The sequence below is a fragment of the Bradyrhizobium campsiandrae genome (assembly GCF_014529705.1).
In the GTDB taxonomy this organism is placed as follows: domain Bacteria; phylum Pseudomonadota; class Alphaproteobacteria; order Rhizobiales; family Xanthobacteraceae; genus Bradyrhizobium; species Bradyrhizobium campsiandrae.
In genome coordinates, this window is sequence record NZ_JAANIH010000008.1 from 33,230 (window position 1) to 53,091 (window position 19,862).

General features: G+C 65.7%; 18 protein-coding genes. 8 read left to right on the forward strand and 10 right to left on the reverse strand.

All coding sequences use genetic code 11. The features are described from left to right. Window positions 1–181: 181 nt before the first annotated feature. Complete coding sequence (locus G8O24_RS07830; RefSeq protein ID WP_188098082.1) at window positions 182–934, forward strand: transporter; 753 nt, start codon at window positions 182–184, stop codon at window positions 932–934. A gap of 86 nt (window positions 935–1,020) precedes the next feature. Further along, a complete protein-coding gene (locus tag G8O24_RS07835) occupies window positions 1,021–2,157 on the forward strand; it encodes a GGDEF domain-containing protein (RefSeq protein WP_188098084.1) in 1,137 nt (378 codons plus the stop codon). A 16-nt stretch (window positions 2,158–2,173) separates the two neighbouring features. Here the strand turns inward: G8O24_RS07835 and G8O24_RS07840 are convergent, their stop codons facing one another. Beyond that, entirely contained in the window at window positions 2,174–3,139 is a 966-nt protein-coding gene (locus G8O24_RS07840; RefSeq protein ID WP_188098086.1) for a VOC family protein, read from the reverse strand. A 182-nt stretch (window positions 3,140–3,321) separates the two neighbouring features. Between G8O24_RS07840 and G8O24_RS07845 the strand changes: the two genes are divergently transcribed. Together G8O24_RS07845 and G8O24_RS07850 are read left to right on the forward strand one after the other, a co-directional pair. Beyond that, window positions 3,322–4,188, forward strand: coding sequence for a S1C family serine protease (locus G8O24_RS07845; protein WP_188098087.1), 867 nt, complete (start codon window positions 3,322–3,324; stop codon window positions 4,186–4,188). Beyond that, window positions 4,185–4,556 carry a response regulator transcription factor gene (locus G8O24_RS07850; RefSeq protein WP_188098090.1) on the forward strand — a complete coding sequence of 124 codons (372 nt, stop codon included), beginning with the start codon at window positions 4,185–4,187 and terminating at the stop codon, window positions 4,554–4,556. The genes G8O24_RS07845 and G8O24_RS07850 overlap by 4 nt, the downstream gene beginning before the upstream one ends. Here G8O24_RS07850 and G8O24_RS07855 read toward each other — a convergent pair. The 4 genes from G8O24_RS07855 to G8O24_RS07870 all read right to left on the reverse strand — a co-directional run bounded on the left by G8O24_RS07855 (window position 4,551) and on the right by G8O24_RS07870 (window position 9,573). After that, window positions 4,551–5,621, reverse strand: a complete 1,071-nt coding sequence (locus G8O24_RS07855) for a sensor histidine kinase (RefSeq protein WP_188098092.1) — start codon at window positions 5,619–5,621, stop codon at window positions 4,551–4,553. The two genes, G8O24_RS07850 and G8O24_RS07855, sit on opposite strands and share 6 nt — an antisense overlap. Continuing rightward, a complete protein-coding gene (locus G8O24_RS07860) occupies window positions 5,608–6,300 on the reverse strand; it encodes a response regulator transcription factor (protein ID WP_188098094.1) in 693 nt (230 codons plus the stop codon). The genes G8O24_RS07855 and G8O24_RS07860 overlap by 14 nt, the downstream gene beginning before the upstream one ends. Before the next feature lie 97 nt (window positions 6,301–6,397). After that, entirely contained in the window at window positions 6,398–6,913 is a 516-nt protein-coding gene (locus G8O24_RS07865) for a hypothetical protein (protein ID WP_188098096.1), read from the reverse strand. 326 nt (window positions 6,914–7,239) lie between these two features. Next, complete coding sequence (locus tag G8O24_RS07870) at window positions 7,240–9,573, reverse strand: Tex family protein (protein WP_188098098.1); 2,334 nt, start codon at window positions 9,571–9,573, stop codon at window positions 7,240–7,242. A gap of 837 nt (window positions 9,574–10,410) precedes the next feature. Between G8O24_RS07870 and atzD the strand changes: the two genes are divergently transcribed. Beyond that, window positions 10,411–11,517 (forward strand): cyanuric acid amidohydrolase, encoded by a 1,107-nt coding sequence (gene atzD, locus G8O24_RS07875; RefSeq protein WP_188098099.1) that lies wholly within the window; start codon window positions 10,411–10,413, stop codon window positions 11,515–11,517. Window positions 11,518–11,627: 110 nt separating this feature from the next. Next, complete coding sequence (locus G8O24_RS07880) at window positions 11,628–13,103, forward strand: amidase (RefSeq protein ID WP_188098101.1); 1,476 nt, start codon at window positions 11,628–11,630, stop codon at window positions 13,101–13,103. 9 nt (window positions 13,104–13,112) lie between these two features. On the opposite strand, the gene G8O24_RS07885 is transcribed toward G8O24_RS07880, so the two are convergent. Both G8O24_RS07885 and G8O24_RS07890 read right to left on the reverse strand, forming a co-directional pair. Further along, window positions 13,113–14,327, reverse strand: a complete 1,215-nt coding sequence (locus G8O24_RS07885) for an LON peptidase substrate-binding domain-containing protein (protein ID WP_188098103.1) — start codon at window positions 14,325–14,327, stop codon at window positions 13,113–13,115. Window positions 14,328–14,527: 200 nt separating this feature from the next. Beyond that, a complete protein-coding gene (locus tag G8O24_RS07890) occupies window positions 14,528–14,842 on the reverse strand; it encodes a hypothetical protein (RefSeq protein WP_188098105.1) in 315 nt (104 codons plus the stop codon). Between the two features lie 130 nt (window positions 14,843–14,972). Between G8O24_RS07890 and G8O24_RS07895 the strand changes: the two genes are divergently transcribed. Both G8O24_RS07895 and G8O24_RS07900 read left to right on the forward strand, forming a co-directional pair. Further along, window positions 14,973–15,881, forward strand: a complete 909-nt coding sequence (locus tag G8O24_RS07895) for a PaaI family thioesterase (protein ID WP_188098107.1) — start codon at window positions 14,973–14,975, stop codon at window positions 15,879–15,881. Between the two features lie 79 nt (window positions 15,882–15,960). After that, window positions 15,961–16,326, forward strand: a complete 366-nt coding sequence (locus G8O24_RS07900) for a hypothetical protein (RefSeq protein ID WP_188098109.1) — start codon at window positions 15,961–15,963, stop codon at window positions 16,324–16,326. Here G8O24_RS07900 and poxB read toward each other — a convergent pair. From poxB to G8O24_RS07915, 3 genes are all read right to left on the reverse strand, one after another. Continuing rightward, on the reverse strand, window positions 16,323–18,059 hold the full coding sequence (poxB, locus tag G8O24_RS07905; protein ID WP_188098110.1) for a ubiquinone-dependent pyruvate dehydrogenase: 1,737 nt from the start codon (window positions 18,057–18,059) through the stop codon (window positions 16,323–16,325). The two genes, G8O24_RS07900 and poxB, sit on opposite strands and share 4 nt — an antisense overlap. A gap of 109 nt (window positions 18,060–18,168) precedes the next feature. Continuing rightward, on the reverse strand, window positions 18,169–18,801 hold the full coding sequence (locus G8O24_RS07910; RefSeq protein ID WP_188098112.1) for a 2-dehydro-3-deoxy-6-phosphogalactonate aldolase: 633 nt from the start codon (window positions 18,799–18,801) through the stop codon (window positions 18,169–18,171). Between the two features lie 13 nt (window positions 18,802–18,814). Beyond that, on the reverse strand, window positions 18,815–19,729 hold the full coding sequence (locus G8O24_RS07915) for a 2-dehydro-3-deoxygalactonokinase (RefSeq protein WP_188098114.1): 915 nt from the start codon (window positions 19,727–19,729) through the stop codon (window positions 18,815–18,817). Window positions 19,730–19,862 lie beyond the last annotated feature (133 nt).

The following is a 19,862-nucleotide window of genomic DNA, read 5'->3' on the forward strand; positions in this document are numbered from 1 at the left end:
AAATTCCGGGGAAGCTGAGTCCGGTCGAGCAGTCGGGCGGTCCACCGCGTGCTACCATGGGGTCGTATTGCCAGCAAGCGACCGGTCTTCGAAGAGCGTATCTGTGGTTTTGGGTATTGTCCTGCAGTGGCGGGTGTCGTTGCGTTGCGTCGGCCTCCTCGCCGTCGCAATGTGTCCCGGCATGGCCGCTGCCGGTGAATGCCCCTCGCCGCAATCGGAGATCGCGACCGACCGCCCTGACGTCACCAATTCCAGCCTGGTGGTGCCCGCGGGCAGCATCCAGATCGAAAATGGGCTCAACACATCGGGCGAGAGCACGGCCAAGAGCTTTGACGGCAGCAACAGCCGTCTCCGTTTCGGTATCGCTCCCTGCTTCGAAGTGCTGGTGGACGTGCCAAGCTATGTCGGGCGTCTGGCCGGCACGATCGACACCGGTTTCACCAATGTCACCCCCGGCGTGAAGTGGCAGGTCAGCGGGCTGCCCGAGCCGGCCAACCTCTCGGTGGTGGCAGGCGTCGGCCTGCCGACCGGCACGCCCGCGATCTCAGGCGCAGGCTTGCAGCCCTATCTGCAAGTCCCCTGGTCCTACGAGCTCGGCGGCGGCTGGGGCATCAGCGGCATGTTCACGAGCTTCTTCCGGCCATCGGACCTCGCCAATCACCAGACCAGCGAGGCGACCTTCGTGATCGAACGGAAGGTCAGCGACAAGCTGGCGCTGTTCGCCGAATATGTCAGCGACACGCCGTCGCGCGGTGCTGGCACGGCGCTGCTCAATGTCGGCGGCGGCTATCTGTTGAACCGGACCGAGCAGATCGACTTCCATCTCGCCTTCGGTCTGAACAGGAATTCGCCGGACTACATCGTCGGTATCGGCTATTCCTACCGGTGGGACAATGTCATCGGCACGGCGGCGCGACCGCTGCTTCGGCATTGACCAGTTCTTAAGGACGTTGCGCGCCGGCCATCGTGCCGCCCCCTGCACCTACCCCTTGTTAGGAAGTGGCGGCGATGGTGCCGGCCATGCCGCACACTCTGTTGTCCAGGTTTCTGCATCCCGACCCGCGCATCCGGCGCGAGCTCGTCGACCTGCTGTACACCTCGCTGCCGCAGGTGTCCGCGATCGGCGGCACGTCAGTGACGGGCGCTGTGACGCTGGCCATCATGAACGGCGATATCGGCTACGCCGTGATCTCGGCCTTCATCTTCATCACGGCCGCGGCCCGCATCTATTCCCTGTTCCTCTACAAGTCGCGTGCCGCCCACTTCTCCGATGCCGACGTGATCCGTTGGGAACGGCTCTATGGCGCCGGCGCATCGGCCTTCGGCCTTGCGCTCGGCATGCTGTCGTACCGGGCGCTCCATATCGACGATGCTCCCGGCGCCTGGATCGCATTCGGACTCGCGATGTCGTTCTGCGTCGGCATGGTCTCGCGCGCGGCGATCCGTCCCTGGATCATCCTGACGACTGCCGCGATCCTGCTCGCGCCAACCATCGCGGCCGGGCTGCTCCGGCCCGAACTGGCCTACAAGCTTGGCGCGGTGATGCTGGTGTTCTTCTGGCTGACCCTGCGCGAGGCTTCCAAGCACCTCAGCGCCGCCTTTGTCGAACGCCTCGAAGCCAAGTATCGGCTGGCGCGGCAAGCCACCCACGATTTCCTCACCGGACTGCCGAACCGGGCCGGATTTCTCCAGGCGCTGGCGGAGACGCGCGGCGACTTCGCCGTCATCGCCATCGATCTCGACGGCTTCAAGGCGGTCAACGACCGTCACGGCCATCACGCCGGCGACGATCTGCTGCGCCAGGTGGCGGCGCGGCTGTCATTCTGCATTGGCGATGTCGGGATCGCGGCACGCTTCGGCGGCGACGAGTTCATGATGCTCAAGCCGGTCGCCGCCGGCAAAGACGGCCGCGAGGAAGCGCTCGCGCTGGCGCGCCGAGCCATTCTCGACCTATCGATCCCATTCTTGCTGACCGATATTCCGGTCTGCATCGGCGCGAGCGCTGGAATTCTCATCAGTGCTGGCGCTGCGACCGCCGGCGCGACGGCGCAGCTTCTCGAGCGGGTCGACCGCGCCCTCTACGCCGCGAAACGTGCCGGAGGCAGCCGCTGCGCGTGGGCGGATGAGGACATCGGCCCCGAACGCGCGGCGGGCTGAAAGCTGCCGCGTTCGCTTACACCTTGAGCAACCGCACCCGCGTGCCCCAGGGATCGACCGCCTCGACACCGTCCGCCAGGGCCGTGACGTTCGCGCCGCCTTTGCGCAGGCGTTCTTCCTGCGCGGCGAGGATGTCCTGCTTTTCCGTCACCAGCGAAAACCAGGCGAGGCCCGTCGTGGTATCGTCGCGCTGGCCGGCGCCCTGGCTTTGCCAGACGTTCATGCCGAGATGGTGGTGGTAGCGCCCCGACGACAGGAACGCCGCGCCGTTGCGGCTGCGGGTCGGGTCGAGGCCGACAGCGCCGTGATAAAAATTCTGCGCCTGGGCGAGATCGCCGACGCGCAAATGCATGTGGCCGACGCGCAGTCCGTCCGGCGCCCTGGCATAATCGGGAACGCGCGTATTGGTCAGCGACAGCAGATCCGGAATGTTGAGCTCGTCGGTCGCCATCTTCACGCTGCCCTCGCTCCACTGCCATTGCGAGGGATCACGATCGGCATAGACCTCGATGCCGTTGCCTTCGGGATCGTCGAGATAGACGGACTCGCTGACGAGGTGATCGGCAAAGCCCGACAGCGGCACGCGGTGCGAGGCGGCGTGGACCAGCCAGCGCGCGAGGTCTTTTCGCGACGGCATGAGGAACGCTGTGTGATAGAGGCCGGCGGCGTTGCGCGGCTCGATCGCGGCCTCGGGACGGGCTTCCAGCACCAGCAGGGTGATACCGGCCGTGCCAAGCCTGGCGGCGGTCGCCGAACGCTCCATCACGGTGAGGCCGATGACATCGCGGTAATAATCCGCCACCTTGTCGAGGTTCTTCACCCGCAGCGTCACCATGCCGACCCGCATCGGCGTGCGGCTGGCATAGGTCGGCCCACCGCCTTGCGGATTGCCTTCGGCGCGCGCCGCACCGGCCGCGGCCATCGCGAGCGAGCTGGCACCGGCGAGTTGAAGCAGGGTACGGCGGGTCAGGTCGATGGTCATCGGGTCAGGGCTCGCTGCAAATCGTTTGAGGCCGTCAGGCGCAATTGGGAGATTGCTACACGTTCCCGTGAGGGGCTCCCAATCACATGTTCGTCGGCTGCGGCCTGGGGCTGACTGGCCACCCGGCCAGTTTCGCGAGCGTCCGCCAGGTACCAGATTGAGGCCAGCTTAAGGAGCCTTCCATGACCGACCCCACTCCTCTGACCTCCCTCTCCTCGGCCCTCGCGGATGTGGTGGCGCGCGCCGCGCCCTCCGTCGTTTCCGTGCATTCGCATCGCGCCCGCTCAACCGGCTTCGTCTGGAAGTCCGGCCTGATCATCACCGCCGACGAAGCACTCGCGGACGAGGGCGAGGTCCGGATCGGCCTTCCTGACGGCAGCACCGTTGCCGCTACGGTCGCCGGCCGCGATCATACGACGGATATTGCCCTGCTGCGCGCTGATACCAGCATCGCCCCGGTCAGGCTGACTAGGACGGTGCCGGCCCTCGGTGCGCTCTCGGTCGTGGTCGCCACCACCCGGGATGCGCCGAGTGCGGCACTCGGGATGGTGTCGGTCTCGGGCCAAGGCTGGCGCTCCTTGCGCGGCGGCGAGATCGATGCGCGGATCGAGCTCGACGTTCGGCTGCGTTCGAGCCAAGAGGGCGGCCTTGCCCTTGAAGCATCGGGAGAAGCCTTCGGCATGGCCGTGCTCGGTCCGCGGCGCGTGCTGGTGATCCCGACGGCGACGATCGAGCGCGTCGCGGCGCAGCTGGAGACACGCGGCCGCATCGCACGCGGCTATCTCGGGCTGGGCCTGCAGCCGCTGCGGCTCGATGACGGCATCGGCGCGATGGTGATGAATGTCGACAAGGCCGGCCCGGCAGCCGCGGCCGGCATCCGCCAGGGCGACGTGATCGTGGCCGTCAACGACCAGAAGCTTTCCGGCGTGCGGGCGCTGTTGCGAACACTGGGACCTGCCAGCGTCGGCCGGGTGGTCGATGTCGCGGTCCGCCGCGGCGGCGAACCGACGAGCTTCAGGGTCACGATCGGCGAGAGGCCCGAGGCGTGAGCGAGGACACCACGCCTGATATCGTGCTGTCGCTCGAGATCGACGACCCCGCACTGGCCGACCGCCTCGCGACATTGCTCGGCAGCGTCGCGGGGCTTCGCCTTGCCGGGCCTGGCGAGACCGCCAATGCGACGGTCGTCGCCCGCGATCCCCGCGTCATGCCCGAGGACATCGCGCTGACGCAGCGCGAACTCGACGTGCTGGCGCTGATGGCGGAAGGCGCCTCCAACAAGATGATCGCGCGCCAGCTCAACATCTCCGTGCACACCGTGAAATTCCATGTCGGCTCGCTGCTCGACAAGCTGGATGCGACCGGCCGCACCGATGCGGTCGCGCATGCCGCGCGCCGCGGCGTGATCGAGCTATAGCGCCTCCGGAAAGCTGAGCCGGACCGTCAGGCCCGGCGCATTATCCTGCAGCGCGATCTCGGCGCCGTGGAGACGCGACACCGCTGCGACCAGGCTCAGGCCCAGCCCGTTGCCGGGCGTGTAGCGGCTCTGCTCGAGCCGGTAGAAGCGCTTGAAGACGTGATCGTGCTGATCGGCGGCAATCCCCGGGCCGTCGTCGGCGATGGCAATCGTCGCACCGCCACCTTCGTGACGACAGGTCACGGTGACCTTGCCGCCCGGACGGCCGTGCTTGATTGCGTTGTCGACCAGATTGGCAATGGCATCGAACAGCAGATCGCGATCGCCCGTGACGGCGACGTCGCGCTCGCCGCCGAGGCTCAGCCGCGTTGCAACCTGTTCGGCGGCAGCGTCGTAGAGCTCGACCACCTCGCCGGCGATTTCGGCGAGGTTGAGCGCGCGAAACGCGCTTCGCCTGGCGCGGGTCTCGATCTCCGAGATCCGCGTGATCGATGCGAACATGCCGAGCACGGCATCGAGATCGGCGATGGTATCGCCGATCAGCGCCGCATCGGCCTCGCTGTTGCGGTCGTGGTGATAGGCCTTTTCCAGCCGCCCTCGCATGCGCGTCAGCGGCGTGCGCAGGTCATGGGCAACATTGTCGCTGACCTGCTTGACCTCGCCCATCAGCGTCTCGATGCGGTCGAGCATCTGGTTGAGGTTTTCGGCAACGCGATCCCATTCATCGTGGCTGCCGCGCAGGGGAATGCGCCGGTCGAGCCCGGACAGCATGATGGCGCGGCTGGTGGCGTTGATCTCCTCGATCCGCCCAACCGTGCGCCGTGTCACCAGCACGGCCGCGACGCCCGATAGCACCACGAGCAGCACGGCGACCGCAATCATCGCAAGCTCGAGCATCGCAGTGAAACCGCTGAGGTCGCCCGCATCGCCGACCCGACTCCGCACATAGGCGAGCGTGCCGAAATAGACATAGGCCATGACCGCCGCGACGATCAGGCCGAAGATCGCGATCGCAATCAGCGCCAGGCGGAAGGTCGAGGAGCGAAGCGTGTTAGCCAGGAGCACGAAGGCAATATCCGATGCCGCGGATGGTGTGGATCAGGGGATAGGCCTGGGCATCGTCGACCTTGCGGCGAACGCGTCCGACATAGACGTCGATGATGTTGGTGGAAGGATCGAAATGCAGGTCCCAGACATGCTGGAGCAGCATTGCCCGGGAGACGACGCGGCCCTCGTTGCGGACGAGATATTCGAGCAGCTGGAATTCGCGCGGCAGCAGCGGAATCTTGCGACCGCGGCGGCTGGCGTTGCGCGCGATCAGGTCGACGGCGAGATCGCCGACGCGCAAAATGGTTTCCTTGGCGATGGTCTCGCTGCGGCGGCCGAGCGCCTCGAGGCGGGCGAGCAGCTCGACGAAGGAGAACGGCTTGACCAGGTAGTCGTCGCCACCGGCGCGCAAGCCGCGCACGCGATCATCGACCTCGCCGAGCGCGGAGATGATGAGGAATGGCGAGGCGATGCCGTCGTCGCGCAATTGCCGCATCACGGTGATGCCGTCGATGTCGGGCAGCATGCGGTCGATCGTGATCACGGCATAGTCGCGGGCTGCGCCGTGGCTGAGCGCCTCACGACCGTTGGCGGCGAGATCGACCTCGTAGCCCGAGGTCGTCAATTCCTCGACGAGCTGGCCCGCGGTTTCCGGATCGTCCTCGACGATGAGGATGCGGCGATGGCCTCCGGTCATGTCAAACTCCAGGCGACGATCGCCACCAGATTATCCCGTTCCGGGGCTGAGCGGAACCACCCGGTGGCGATCGCGACAATGGTGCGGTCCGGCGGTCCTAGTACCAATCGTCCCCGCACGCATTGACCCATTGCCACCCATAGGCCGTCCAGCTCCTGCGCCAGCAGCCGTCGTAATAATTGTCATAATAATACGGTGCGCCGAACACGGCGAAACGGCGGAAGTGATGGTGGTGAAAGAAGAAGGCGTGGCGGCCGATGAAGGGCCTGCCATGCCAGCCGTTGCCGGCAAAGCGCGGCCCGACCGCCGCATGCGCGAAGCGCGCACCGCCGAAGGCAGATCCACCGAAGCCCGCTCCGCCGAAATGGGCGAAGTGCGCGCCGCCCATGCCACCGACATGCATGCCGCCACCAAAGCCGCCCGCGTGCATGCCGCCCATGCCGCCACCGAAATGGCCACCACCGCCGAAGCCGCCGTGTCCGCCGCCACCGAAGCCGCCACCGCCGTGACCGCCGCCTCCACCTCCACCGCCGCGTGCGAGCACCGGTGAAGCGAGTGCCATCGCTGCTGCGATCGTCACCGCAACGATGCCCTTGAGAAGCCTGTTGTCCATCGAAGCATCCTCCGTGCTGCGCAGCGATATCGCTGCCGCGTCAGAGGGATCAGAGAGGAAGGGGCAGGCAGCTTCAACTTACAAGTGCGCCAGATTCTGACGCGGAAGTTAGGAAGTGTTGCGCGGCTCTCTCACTCCCTCGCCCCGTTCTTACGGGGAGAGGGTGGGGTGAGGGGCTGCTTCCGCGAGTTCGATTTGAGTTGGAGGGCGCGACGGGAAGGAGTCGGTGGGACCATTGATCCGTCCAACCTCGTGCCCTGCCCCTCACCCGGATCGCTAAACGCGATCCGACCTCTCCCCGCAAAGAGCGGGGAGAGGTGAAGGCATCACACCCGCTTGCCGTTGTTCTTCTCCGCGGCGCGGCGCATCGCCTCGGCAAGCGCGCCGCCACCGCCGGAGGATTCCTGCTTGCGCGGGGCAGACGACATCATGCGATTGGTATTGCGCGTGGTGTCGCGCTGCATGCCGGGGGCGTCCTTCTTGGGCCCGACCTCGTCGTCGAGACGCAGCGTCAGCGAGATGCGCTTGCGCGCGACCTCGAAGTCCAGCACCTTCACCTTGACGATATCGCCGGGCTTCACCACCTCGCGCGGATCCTTGATGAAGGTCTTCGACATCGCCGAGATGTGGACGAGACCGTCCTGGTGCACGCCGATGTCGACGAAGGCACCGAAGGCGGCGACGTTGGTCACGGTGCCCTCGAGGATCATGCCCTTCTGGAGATCCTTGATCTCCTCGACGCCATCCTTGAACACGGCGGCCTTGAAGGCCGGACGCGGATCGCGGCCGGGCTTTTCCAATTCCTTCAAAATGTCGGTGACGGTCGGCAGACCAAACGTCTCGTCGACGAAATCCTTCGGCTTCAAGGTGCGCACGATCTCGCTCGAGCCGATCAGCGCCTTGATGTCGCTCTTGGTCGCCGCGAGGATGCGGCGCACCACCGGATAGGCTTCCGGATGCACGCCGGAGGCATCGAGCGGATCCTCGCCGCCGAGGATGCGCAGGAAGCCGGCGCACTGCTCGAAGGCCTTGGGGCCGAGCCGCGGCACGTCCTTGAGCGCCTTGCGCGACTTGAACGGCCCGTTGGCGTCGCGGTGCGCCACGATGCTCTGCGCCAGACCAGATCCGACGCCCGACACGCGGGCGAGCAGCGGCGCGGACGCGGTATTCACGTCGACGCCGACGGCGTTCACGCAGTCTTCGACCACCGCATCGAGCGATTTGGCGAGCTTGGCCTGGCCGAGATCGTGCTGATACTGGCCGACGCCGATCGCCTTGGGCTCGATCTTGACGAGTTCGGCGAGCGGATCCTGAAGACGTCGCGCGATCGAGACCGCGCCGCGCAGGGTCACGTCGAGGCCCGGCAATTCCTCCGAGGCGAAGGCGGAGGCGGAATAGACCGACGCGCCGGCTTCAGACACCACGATCTTGCTCATCTTCAATTCGGGAAGGCCCTTGACCAGCTCGGTCGCCAGCTTGTCGGTCTCGCGCGAGGCGGTGCCGTTGCCGATCGCGATCAGCTCGACGCGATGCTTGATCGCGAGCCGGCCGAGCGTCGCCAGCGACTCGTTCCACTGCCGCTGCGGCTCGTGCGGATAGATCGCCGTGGTGTCGACCACCTTGCCGGTGGCATCGATCACGGCGACCTTGACCCCGGTGCGGTAGCCGGGATCGAGACCCATGGTGACGCGGGTGCCGGCCGGCGCGGCCAGCAGCAGGTCGCGCAGGTTCGAGGCGAACACGCGCACGGCTTCGGTTTCGGCCGCGTTCCACAGCCGCATGCGCAAATCGATGTTGAGATGCACCTGGATCTTGGTGCGCCAGGCCCAGCGCACGGTGTCGATCAGCCAGCGGTCGCCGGGGCGCTTGAGGTCGGCGATGCCGAAGCGCTTCATGATCTTCAATTCGTAGGCACCGGGCACGCCGGCAGGCGGCGCTTCCTCGGCCTGGATCTGCAGATCGAGGATCTCCTCCTTCTCGCCCCGGAACATGGCGAGGATGCGGTGCGAGGGGAGTTTCGTCAGCGGCTCGGAGAAATCAAAATAGTCGGCGAACTTTTCGCCCTCGGTCTTCTTGCCGTCGCGCACCTTCGAGGCCATGCGCGCATTGGTCCACACGTCCTCGCGCAGGGCACCGATCAAATCGGCATCCTCGTCGAAGCGTTCGACCAGGATGGCGCGGGCGCCATCGAGTGCCGCGGCAGCATCGGCAACGCCCTTCTCGGCATTGACGAAGCCTTCGGCGACGACCTTCGGATCGTTGCCGGGTTCCGCCATCAGCTTGACGGCGAGCGGCTCGAGGCCGGCTTCCTTGGCAATCTCCGCCTTCGTGCGACGCTTCGGCTTGAACGGCAGATAGATGTCTTCCAGGCGCGCCTTGCTGTCGGCCGCCAGGATCGAGGCTTCCAGCGCGGCATCGAGTTTGCCCTGCTCACGGACCGATTCGAGGATCGCCTTGCGGCGGTCTTCCAGTTCGCGCAGGTACACCAGGCGCTCCTCCAGGGTGCGCAATTGCGCGTCGTCGAGCGCACCGGTCGCTTCCTTGCGGTAGCGGGCGATGAAGGGAACCGTTGCGCCGCCGTCGAGCAGCGTCACCGCCGCCTCGACCTGCTCCGCCCGGACCCCAAGCTCCTGCGCAATCTTCTGGTTGATATTTGCCACGCGAGATTTCCTCTCCATTCCCAAGCACGCGACGCAGACCGAAATCCGACCGCGGGACGCCGCTTATGGACCAACCGGGGTTGATTCATCAAGGTACTGCGACAGACCGTCGACAGAGGATTTTTTTTGTTGCCTTGATGCGATCCCGCCACAATCGTGGGGATGACGCGGGCCCTTTTTCTTGCGCTCCGTCGTGATCGAGGTATGGGACCCGTCATCCTGAGGTGCGAGTGGTGCGATGCAAAGCATCGCGCCGGGAGCCTCGAAGGATGCACGGCCCGGATGCAGCCGGGCTGTCGCCCTTCGAGGCTTGCTCTGCGCCGCTATCGCGCCGCAGTGCGCGCACCTCACGGTGACGGGTTAGAGCGGAGCTTGCTCTCTCCGCGTCGTCATTGCGAGCGCAGCGAAGCAATCCAGACTGCCGCCGCGGAGGGATTCTGGATTGCTTCGTCGCAAGGGCTCCTCGCAATGACGGAGTATGAGGCGGCAGCCTCGCTCTTTCGGTTCGCATCTTGACTTGGAGGCACGCCTTCTCACTCTCGCGGCGCATTTCGCCCGAGCTTTGCGCTCCTTGTCACGCCCTTAATACAAAGGGCGCAGGGAAGGCCGGTTGCCGGCAGGCACCCGCGGTCTGTTGCTCGAAAGTGTAGCGCAAAGAGACCGCACAGCAGCATACAGGTGATGCCGTACACGACGTAGTCCGTCGCCCTTCGAGGCTCGCCGAAGAGGCGAGCACCTCAGGGTGACGGTGAGGCCAATCGCTGGCGGCTTGACATCCACCCCGCTTCCACGGCTGGGTGCCCTGCCGGACCATCGAACTGCCCACGAGGACACTCCATGCGCACCACATCGGTCGGCGTCCACAAGATCGCCACCAAGGGACCCGGTGACGTTTCCGGCCTGATGAACCTGATCGGTTCAGGTGCGATCGATCCCGCCTCGATCCTGGCGATCCTCGGCAAGACCGAGGGCAATGGCGGCGTCAATGATTTCACCCGGGAATATGCCGTGGCCGCATTGTGCTCGGCACTGGCGCCAAAGCTCGACCTGTCCGCGGAGGCGGTCGAGCAACGCATCGCCTTCGTGATGTCCGGCGGCACCGAAGGCGTGCTCAGCCCGCACATCACGGTGTTCACGCGCCAGCAGGTTCAACAGCAGCCCGCAGGCATCTCCGGCAAGCGCCTCAGCATCGGCATGGCGCACACCCGCGATTTCCTGCCCGAAGAGCTCGGCCGCTCGGCGCAGATCACCGAGACGGCCAAGGCCGTCACGGCCGCGATGGCGGATGCCGGCATTGCCGATCCCGCCGACGTCCATTTCGTCCAGATCAAATGCCCGCTGCTGACCAGCGAGCGCGTCGAGGCGGCCGCCGCACGCGGCAACAAGACGGCGACGACCAGCGCCTACAGCTCGATGGCCTATTCCCGCGGCGCCTCCGCGCTCGGCGTTGCGGTCGCGCTCGGCGAAATCGCCGCCGATATCGGCGACCAGGATGTGCTGCGGCGCTATGATCTGTTCTCGAAGGTCGCCTCGACCTCGTCCGGAATCGAGCTGATGCACAATGTCGTCATCGTGCTCGGCAATTCGGAAAGCTCGGCCAGCGCGTTCGAGATCTCGCATGCGGTCATGAGCGACGCGATCGATGCCGCCGCCGTGCTCGCGGCGCTCGGCAGCGTCGGGCTTGGCGCACGGGCACAAGCGGACCGCGAACTCGTCAACATCTTCGCCAAGGCCGAGGCCTCGCCTGACGGCACCGTGCGCGGCTTCCGCCACACCATGCTCGAAGACACCGACATCTCATCGACGCGCCACGCCCGCGCAGCCGTCGGCGGCCTGATCGCCGGCCTTGCCGGCACGGGAGCGGTCTACGTCTCCGGCGGAGCCGAGCACCAGGGCCCTGCCGGCGGCGGCCCGGTTGCGGTGATCGCGCGGCTCTCCGATTGAGAGGCCACCTCTCCGCGCCGGGCGCAACCCTGCCCCCCGCGCCGGCTCAGTTGATTCAGGCGGGCCCTTGCGAAAAAGGTGACGCCGCCACCGAAGGGGATTTTGACTTCATGACTTTGCCGATGAGCTGGAACGAATGGACGCAGCACGATGGCGTCGGCATGGCGGCGCGCGTCCGCAAGGGCGAGCTGACGGCAAAGGAATTGGCGCGCCAAGCCGCGGCGGCGGTTGCCAAGGTCGATCCGGCGCTGTCGGGCGTGGTCGAACTGTTCGACGACGTGATCGCAGATCCCGCCAAGGACGGCGCCAATCTCGCCGGGCCCTTCGCCGGCCTGCCTTTCCTGATGAAGGATCTGGGGCCGACGATGAAGGGCCGGCTGCAGGAAATGGGCTCGCTGTTGATGCGCGGCAATCGCGCCACAGCCGATACGTTCCTGACCGGCAAATTCCGCCAGGCCGGCCTCAATTTGATCGGACGCACCACGACACCGGAATTCGGCGTGTGCTCTTCGGCCGACAACCCGGCGGTCTATGTCACCCGCAACCCCTGGAATACCGACTATACCACCTGCGGCTCGTCGGCGGGCAGTGCCGCGATGGTTGCGGCCGGTGTGGTGCCGATCGCGCATGCGACCGACGGCGGCGGCTCGATCCGCATTCCCGCCGGCGTCAACGGCAATATCGGCCTGAAGGTCTCGCGCGGCGTGTTCTCGCTGGCGCCGCACATGTCCGACCTCACCGGTCTCGTCTCGATCCAGGGCTGTCAGTCGCGCACGGTGCGCGACACGGCGGCCTTCGTCGACCATGCCCGGGGCCCTGCGCCCGGCGAATTCATGCCGTTCTGGACCACGGCGCAGCCATACAGCGAGATGATCAAGCGCGACCCGTCCAAGCTGCGCATCGCGCTGTCCCACACCTGGGGCGACTACACCGCAACGCCCGAGATCGCCGCCGAGCTGGAGAAGACCGGCCGCTTCCTCGAAGGTCTCGGCCATCACGTCGATTACGCGCTGCCCGAGCTCGATTTCCGCGCTGCGTTTGCGGCGCAGACCACGTGCTACATCTCGAACTTCTCGGTGGTGATCTCCAACATGCTCGCCGCCCGCGGGCTGGAGCGCCCGCCGGAAGACCTGATCGAGCCGATGAACATCCGGATCTGGGAAGCCGGACTCCACACCAGCTTTGCCGATCGGGCGAAGATGCAGGGCGTGTTCAACACCACCTCGCGCGGCTTCGGCAGCTTCTTCGAACAGTGGGACGTGATCCTGACGCCGATCACCGCGCTGCCGACGCCGAAGGTCGGCACGAAAGAATATCTCACTATCGCCGACAACCCTGATGTGCTCGACTGGTTCGGCAATCTCTGGCGCTTCTTCGCCTTCACGCCGCTCGCCAATCTCTGCGGCATGCCGGCGATCTCGCTGCCGATGGCAGCCCAGGATCACGGCCTGCCGCTCGGCATCCAGGCGATTGCCAAGCAGGCCAATGACGGCCTCCTGCTGCAACTCGCCGCCCAGATCGAGCGCGCGCTGGACGGCAAGTGGAACGGCGGGAAGAAGCCGAAGGTGCATGTCGGCCAGGCTTGACCGCGCGCCTTAGCCAGCACCTCGCGCAATCGCCTTGTCAACGCGTCCCCGCGAAACGCCATGCTCTGCGAGCAGGCGCGCCGCGGGGCTTCGCGTTTCGGCAAACAAGGCCATTAGCGCATTGACGCCGGTGACCTCAGGATATCCGACCTCCTGGGCAAGGAACGCGGCGAGCTGATCGACGCGCTTGAACGCCGCCGTCGGCTCGGCACTTCCGCTCTCGATCACGATGCGCTTGAGCTCATTGTCGAGATATTGCACGAGGCCTTGCGTCAGCTTGCCGACATCGGCGTCGCAGGCGCGCATGACGGCGGACGCGTTCACATCCTCGGTCAGAGCGAGTAGCAAATGCTCGAGGGTTGCGTATTGATGGCGGCGCCGGTCAGCATGATCAAGCGCCCTCCGCTTGGTGGCCGCGTAGGCAATCGAGATCGGCCGCTGCGACAGATCGAGCAGCGCCTCGATCCGCTCGAGCCGCTTTATGGGATCGAGCGTTGCCAATAGCTCGTACTTGTCTTTGATGGGCAACTTCATCCGTGTCGCGACAGTATCGGCAATCTGCCCGGAATCACGGGTCTGATCGAAGAACATCCAGATGTCCGGCACTAGAACTCCGTGAGCTGCAGTGTAGTCCTGGAAGCGCTGATAGATCCTGCGAATCAGATCCGTGGCATCGCGGGCCACTCCCTCGCTGACGCCAGCCACCTCCGCCTGATAAGCCACCGCTTCAGCCTCAAAGCTGCGTAGCGCCACACGCCGAAGGCCGCGCGTCAGCACCCTGAACGTGCCATTCTCGAGCGGCACGAGTTCGAGCAATTGGGCCAGGATGCCGATCTCGTAGACATCGGAAAACCGGGGATCATCGACGCCCGCCTCGCGCTGAATCGCCAGCACGACCTCGCGCCCGCCATCGAAGGCTTGGTTCAGAGCCTGAACAGTACTCTCGCGGCCCACAAACAGCGGGTAGGTTGCGTTCGGAAATGGAACGAGATCGCGGAGCGGAATAGCGGGATAAAGCGTCGTTGTCGTCCTCAACTGTGCAGCCGGCGCCGCCGCATCGCGCCGCTCGGCGTGAAGCAGTGCCGCCAGCGTGTTCCAGTCGGCAACGCCGAGCATCCTCGACACCAGTTCGAGGCTCTCGCCGTGAGTGATGGTGACGGCTTTGGTGGTCAGGGATTCGCGCAGGGTCTGCGCCATAGCCTTGGCATCGCGAAAATCGCGCATCGGTTCGTCCTCTGCATGAGCGATCCAGGTGTGTCAGGTGGTTGCGTTGCTGACCCGGTCGCTCGGGCAAAGGGGGCCGATGATGGCTCGATACATTCACCGTACCACGGAGGGCGCAACCGGCAGGTCGTATCAACCTGCGCGAAAAGTGGCGCAAAGCCGGATGACTGTCAATCTCAGTTCTTTGCTCCGTTCTTTGCTCAGTTCTTCACCGCCGGAATCTCCTCAGGCAGTTGCTGCTGCCCCTGCTTGAGCATCGCCAGCGCCTTGTCGAGCGCCTCGCGCAGGGCGAGCGCCGCGGCCGGACTGCAGCGTAAGTGCGCGGTCTGGACCACGTCGACCCTGACGGCGGCGCCGATCGGCATCAGGAGATTTGCGGCCAATTCGATCTGGATCGCGCCGTTGTGATGACCGAAGCAGGACGCGCCGTCGAAATAGATGATCGGCGCCCGCTCCGAGCTCGAGGTGGAAATGGTGACGGGCCCCGGATTGGCGGGGGTTTCGGGGTCAGCCATGGGGTACTCCTCGCGGGCAATGGAACGCCCACCATCGTTGCTTCGGCCTGATCTGTCGAGGCCAAACCGGCGCTATAGGGGTTGCACGCAGGGTTTTGCGCGGCGCCCGACACTGGTCTAGAACGTCGGCATGTCCATTTCATCGACCACGCTGTCCTTCGAGGAACTCGCCGAGGCCATCAAGGGCCGCCGCTCCGATTACGGCCATATCAGCGGGCTCCAGCTCGACCGGTTCGCACCGGCTGAGGCCTGGTCGAGCCTGCCCTACCGTCCCGTCTTCGTCGGCGACACTGAGACCGGGGTGCTGCATGGCGGCGTCGTCACAGCGATGCTGGACGAGAGCTGCGGCATGGCGGTGCAGCTCGCGCTCGACGGCTCGAGCGCGATCGCGACGCTCGATCTGCGCATCGACTACCAGAAGCCGGCGACGCCCGGTCTTGCCATCAAGGCGCACTCGGTCTGCTACCGCACCACGCGCTCGATCGCCTTCGTGCGCTCCACCGCCTACCAGGATTCCGAGGACGATCCGGTGGCGACCGCCACCGCCTGCTTCATGATCGGCGCCAACCGCACCAACATGCTGGCCGACCGTCGGATGGACGCACGCAGCATCCCGACCCTGGACGCGCCCGACGATCCGGATGGCCCGTTCGCCACCAGCCCGTTCGCGCGCGCCCTCGGCATTCGCGTCAACGACGACGGCACGCTGACGATGCCGTTCTCGCCTGTCATCATCGGCAACCCGATCCTGCCCGCGATCCATGGCGGCATGACCGGCGCCTTCCTCGAGACCACCGCGATCCTCGGCGTGAAGCGCGAGCTCGGCATCGCCACGCTGCCGAAGCCGATCGGGCTGACCGTCAACTATCTGCGCTCCGGACGGGCGCAGGACACCATTGCCAATGTCTCGATCGTGAAACAGGGACGGCGCATAGTCGCCTTCGAGGCGCGGGCCTGGCAGGACGATCCGGCCAAGCCGATCGCGTCCGCCTTCGGCCATTTCATGCTGCGTCAAACGCCTGGAAGCGAGGAAGAATAGGCGTATTTTACTTGACGGAACGGGCTCGACATCGAAGGCTTGAGTCCACCCATAGCGCAATCCTGCGAAAGGTATTCGGTTGCGGCATCCGATCGACATCATCGCCATGTTTGCCGCCATCTGGCTGCTGGCCTCGATGGTGCTCGATGCGTTGACGCCGAAGGAACTGACGGCGGTCATGATCGCCATCGCGATCGGGCCCGCCGTGATCATCACGGCCGTGTTCTATTACTTGCGCTGCCCGCGTACCGATTTCGCGGTGATCTTCGCGGCGCTCTGGCTGATCTCCGACATTGCGATTGCCTTCATCTCGCCGAAGGAGCTGCCCTACTGGCTTCTCTTGCTCGGCTTCGTGCCGGCCGCGATCATCGGCATCGTGCTGCATTGGCAGCGCTTCCAGCGCCGCCACGAGCGATTGCCATTGCCGTCGGCGAAGCGCGGTTAGCGCGATAGCAGATTGGTCTTCGCAAGATCAATCACCTCGTCGCCACGGCCGCTCATCACCGCGCGCAGCACCCAGAGACTGAAACCCTTGACCTGTTCGGCCGTGATGGTCGGGGGCATCGACAACTCCTGCTTGGCGGTGACGACGTCGAGCAGCGCGGGGCCGTTGTGGGCCAGCATCTCCTTCATCGCGCCCGGCAGCTCACCGGGATCCTCGACGCGTCTTGCAAAGATGCCCATCGCACGCGCCATTGCCGCGAAGTCGGGGTTTTCCAGATCGACATTGGTGTCGACGAAGCCCGCCGCCTTCATCTCCAGCGCAACGAAGCCGAGCACGCCGTTGTTGAAGACGACGACCTTCACCGGCAGCTTCATCTGCGTCAGCGTGATCAGGTCGCCCATCAGCATGGTGAAGCCGCCGTCGCCGGAGAGCGAGATTACCTGACGGCCGGGCTGCGCAGCCTGCGCGCCGATCGCCTGCGGCATGGCGTTGGCCATCGAGCCGTGCACGAAGGAGCCGATCAGCCGGCGGCGGCCGTTCATGGTGAGATAGCGCGCGGCCCACACCGTGGGCGTGCCGACATCGGCAGTGAAGACGGCATCGTCGGAGGCGTGGTCGCTGATGACCTTCGCCAGATATTGCGGATGGATCGGCTTGGCTCCGGGCGTGCCCTTGGCAAGCGAGTCCAGGCCTTCGCGCGCCTTCTTGTAATGCGTAGTGGCATCATCGAGATGCCTGCGCTGCGTCTTGGTCTTGAGCAGCGGCAGCAGCGCCTCGATAGTGAGCTTGACATCGCCAACGAGACCGAGATCGATCTTGGCCCGCCGGCCGAGATTTTCCGGGCGGATGTCGATCTGCACGATCTTCGCGTCGACAGGGAAGAATTGCTTGTAGGGAAAATCGGTGCCGAGCATCACCAGCGCGTCGCAGGCGTGCATGGCGGCGTAACCCGAGGAGAAGCCGATGAAGCCGGTCATGCCGACATCGTAGGGGTTGTCGTACTCGACATGCTCCTTGCCGCCGAGCGCGTGCACGATCGGACTCTTCAGCGCTTCCGCCAACTGCATCAGCGGCGCGTGGGCGCCGGCGCAGCCGCGGCCGCAGAACAGCGTGACGCGCTCGGCGCCGTTGAGGAGATCGGCGAGCGCCTTCAGCTCGTCGGCCTGAGGGACAACTTTCGGCGCAGCAAGCGAGAGCCCACGATTCGTCGACAGCGCGCGCTTCGGCGGCGAGCGGAACGCGACATCGCCGGGCATGGCGACGACTGCGACGCCGCGCAAGCCCACCGCCGCGCGGATTGCGTTCTCCAGCACGAACGGTAACTGGCTCGCATCCGAGATCAGCTCGCAATAATGGCTGCATTCGCGGAACAGGTTCTGCGGATGGGTTTCCTGGAAATAGCCACCGCCGATCTCGGCCGACGGAATCTGCGCGGCGATCGCCAGGACCGGAACACGGCTGCGATGCGCATCGAACAGGCCGTTGATCAGGTGCAGATTGCCCGGGCCGCAGGAACCGGCGCAGACCGCGAGGCTGCCCGTCATCTCGGCTTCGCCGGCGGCCGCGAAGGCCGCGACCTCCTCGTGGCGGACGTGAATCCATTCGATGGTGCCGCGGCGGCGCAGCGCCTCGGTGAAACCATTGAGGCTATCGCCGACGATGCCGTAAATGCGCTTGACGCCGGCCTGTTCCAGCGTTGCCACGAACAGATCGGCTATGTTGTTGATCGCCATGTCGGTCTCCTGATGTCCTCGGTCGCATCTCGCGGGTGCGCGAAGGTCAACCTCGCGACACAATGCGGCACAATAAGCTATGACAGGATCACGGCTTGTTTATTGCGGCTCAGTCTTTCGCAATCGCCCGATCATAGGCCTCGATCGTCACCTTCGCGCGCGCGCCGACGTCCGCCGCCGACATGCCTGGCTTGTAGAGGCTCAAACCGAGCCCGAAGGCCGTCACGCCGCCCTTGATATACTCGGCAAAGTTCTGGTCGGAGACACCGCCGACGGCGGCGATCATCACGCCGGCGGGAAGCACCGCACGGATCGCGGCGATGCCGGAGGCACCCAACACGCTCGCCGGAAAGAACTTCAGGCCCGATGCGCCCGAGCGCGCCGCGAGCAATGCTTCGGTCGGCGAGAATACGCCGGGCAGCGTAATCATGGCGTACTGGTGCGCACGCGCGAGCACCTGCGTATCCACATTCGGCGAGACCATCAGCCTGCCGCCGACGTCGTTGAGGCGATCGACATCTGAAGTGGTCAGCACCGTGCCGGCGCCGATCAGCACGCTCGGCGGCGCAAGCTTCGCAGCGGCTGCGATGGAGCGGAACGGATCCGGCGAATTCAGGGGAATCTCGATCGCGGTCATGCCGGTCTCGATCAGCACGCTGACGATGGCCTCCGTCTCCTCGGGCTTGACGCCGCGCAGGATCGCGACCAGCGGACGCTTCATCGGCGGAAAGGCAACGCTCATTTCAAAAGTCCTCTCACTTCGTCCAGATCGCCGCTGATGCCATCGACAGGCCGCGGCGCACCGCTTCATCGGCATCGATCGGGTTCACGGTCACGGACAGGGCGTCGAAAGCGTGCCGGTACAGAGCCGCGAGCCGCCCTGACGCGATCAGCGTGATGCCGGCTTTCGGCAAACCGATGGACAGGCCCGCCGCGAGCTCCGCACCGATCAACGTCCCCGACAAGGTCTCGCGCGCCGCTGCCGGGGTGGCGCCGAACAGCAGCTGCCGCGACCGCGCGGTGAACAGCAGATTGGCGGCGAAGGCCGGCGCCTCGAACGCTTCTGTCACCGCCGCCTTGAAGGTCGCGACATCCTCGGCCTCATCGGCGCCGGCGACCGCGAGCGACAAAATCGTTTCGCGCGACACCACGCTGAACAGCTCGCCGGTCATGAAGGTCGAGAAGCGTTCGACCGCACCGTTTTTCACCCGTACCCATTTCGAATGCGTGCCGGGCATGCAGACCAGCGCCTCGCCCGCGGCCTCGAGGCCAAGCGCGCCGAGCAATTGCGTCTCCTCGCCGCGCATCACATCGGGTGCCTTGGGGTCGCGCTGTGCGATGCCTGGCAGGATGCGAATGTCGCGCGCCTCGCCCGGAACGCGCGCAGCCTGCTTCAGGACGGCCGCGAGCGGCGCCGGCGTGTCGACATAGCCGGCCTCGATCCAGCCGGTCTTGGCGCCGGCCATGCCGCAGACCAGCACCGGCAGACGATCCGGTGCGGCAACCGCGGAAAGGTGCGCTTGCAGCACGCCGGAGAAGCCGGCCTTGGCCGCAGCCAACATGCCCTCATCGCTGCGCCGCTCGGCCAGCACCTGACCTGTGCGATCGACCAGCCACAGGCGAAAACTGCTGGTGCCCCAATCGACCGCGACAAAAGCGGGTTCGGTCATTTCGAATCGTATCCTTGCGTCTCGCGGCTGAGACGCCGTCTTGCGACAATGAGACGGCGCCTCGCAATTCCGCCCCGGGATATCGGCTATCGCGGCCCCAAACCAGCACTTTCTCGCAATGCTGAAGCGCAAG

Coding starts and splice junctions, on each gene's coding strand:
- G8O24_RS07860 (WP_188098094.1), bottom strand. CDS start 6,300: ATGACCGGAGGCCATCGCCGCATCCTCATCGTCGAGGACGATCCGGAA.
- G8O24_RS07890 (WP_188098105.1), bottom strand. CDS start 14,842: ATGGCTGACCCCGAAACCCCCGCCAATCCGGGGCCCGTCACCATTTCC.
- G8O24_RS07885 (WP_188098103.1), bottom strand. CDS start 14,327: ATGCGCGATTTTCGCGATGCCAAGGCTATGGCGCAGACCCTGCGCGAA.
- G8O24_RS07865 (WP_188098096.1), bottom strand. CDS start 6,913: ATGGACAACAGGCTTCTCAAGGGCATCGTTGCGGTGACGATCGCAGCA.
- atzD (WP_188098099.1), top strand. CDS start 10,411: ATGCGCACCACATCGGTCGGCGTCCACAAGATCGCCACCAAGGGACCC.
- G8O24_RS07880 (WP_188098101.1), top strand. CDS start 11,628: ATGACTTTGCCGATGAGCTGGAACGAATGGACGCAGCACGATGGCGTC.
- G8O24_RS07840 (WP_188098086.1), bottom strand. CDS start 3,139: ATGACCATCGACCTGACCCGCCGTACCCTGCTTCAACTCGCCGGTGCC.
- G8O24_RS07915 (WP_188098114.1), bottom strand. CDS start 19,729: ATGACCGAACCCGCTTTTGTCGCGGTCGATTGGGGCACCAGCAGTTTT.
- G8O24_RS07845 (WP_188098087.1), top strand. CDS start 3,322: ATGACCGACCCCACTCCTCTGACCTCCCTCTCCTCGGCCCTCGCGGAT.
- G8O24_RS07910 (WP_188098112.1), bottom strand. CDS start 18,801: ATGAGCGTTGCCTTTCCGCCGATGAAGCGTCCGCTGGTCGCGATCCTG.
- poxB (WP_188098110.1), bottom strand. CDS start 18,059: ATGGCGATCAACAACATAGCCGATCTGTTCGTGGCAACGCTGGAACAG.
- G8O24_RS07835 (WP_188098084.1), top strand. CDS start 1,021: ATGCCGCACACTCTGTTGTCCAGGTTTCTGCATCCCGACCCGCGCATC.
- G8O24_RS07830 (WP_188098082.1), top strand. CDS start 182: ATGGCCGCTGCCGGTGAATGCCCCTCGCCGCAATCGGAGATCGCGACC.
- G8O24_RS07895 (WP_188098107.1), top strand. CDS start 14,973: ATGTCCATTTCATCGACCACGCTGTCCTTCGAGGAACTCGCCGAGGCC.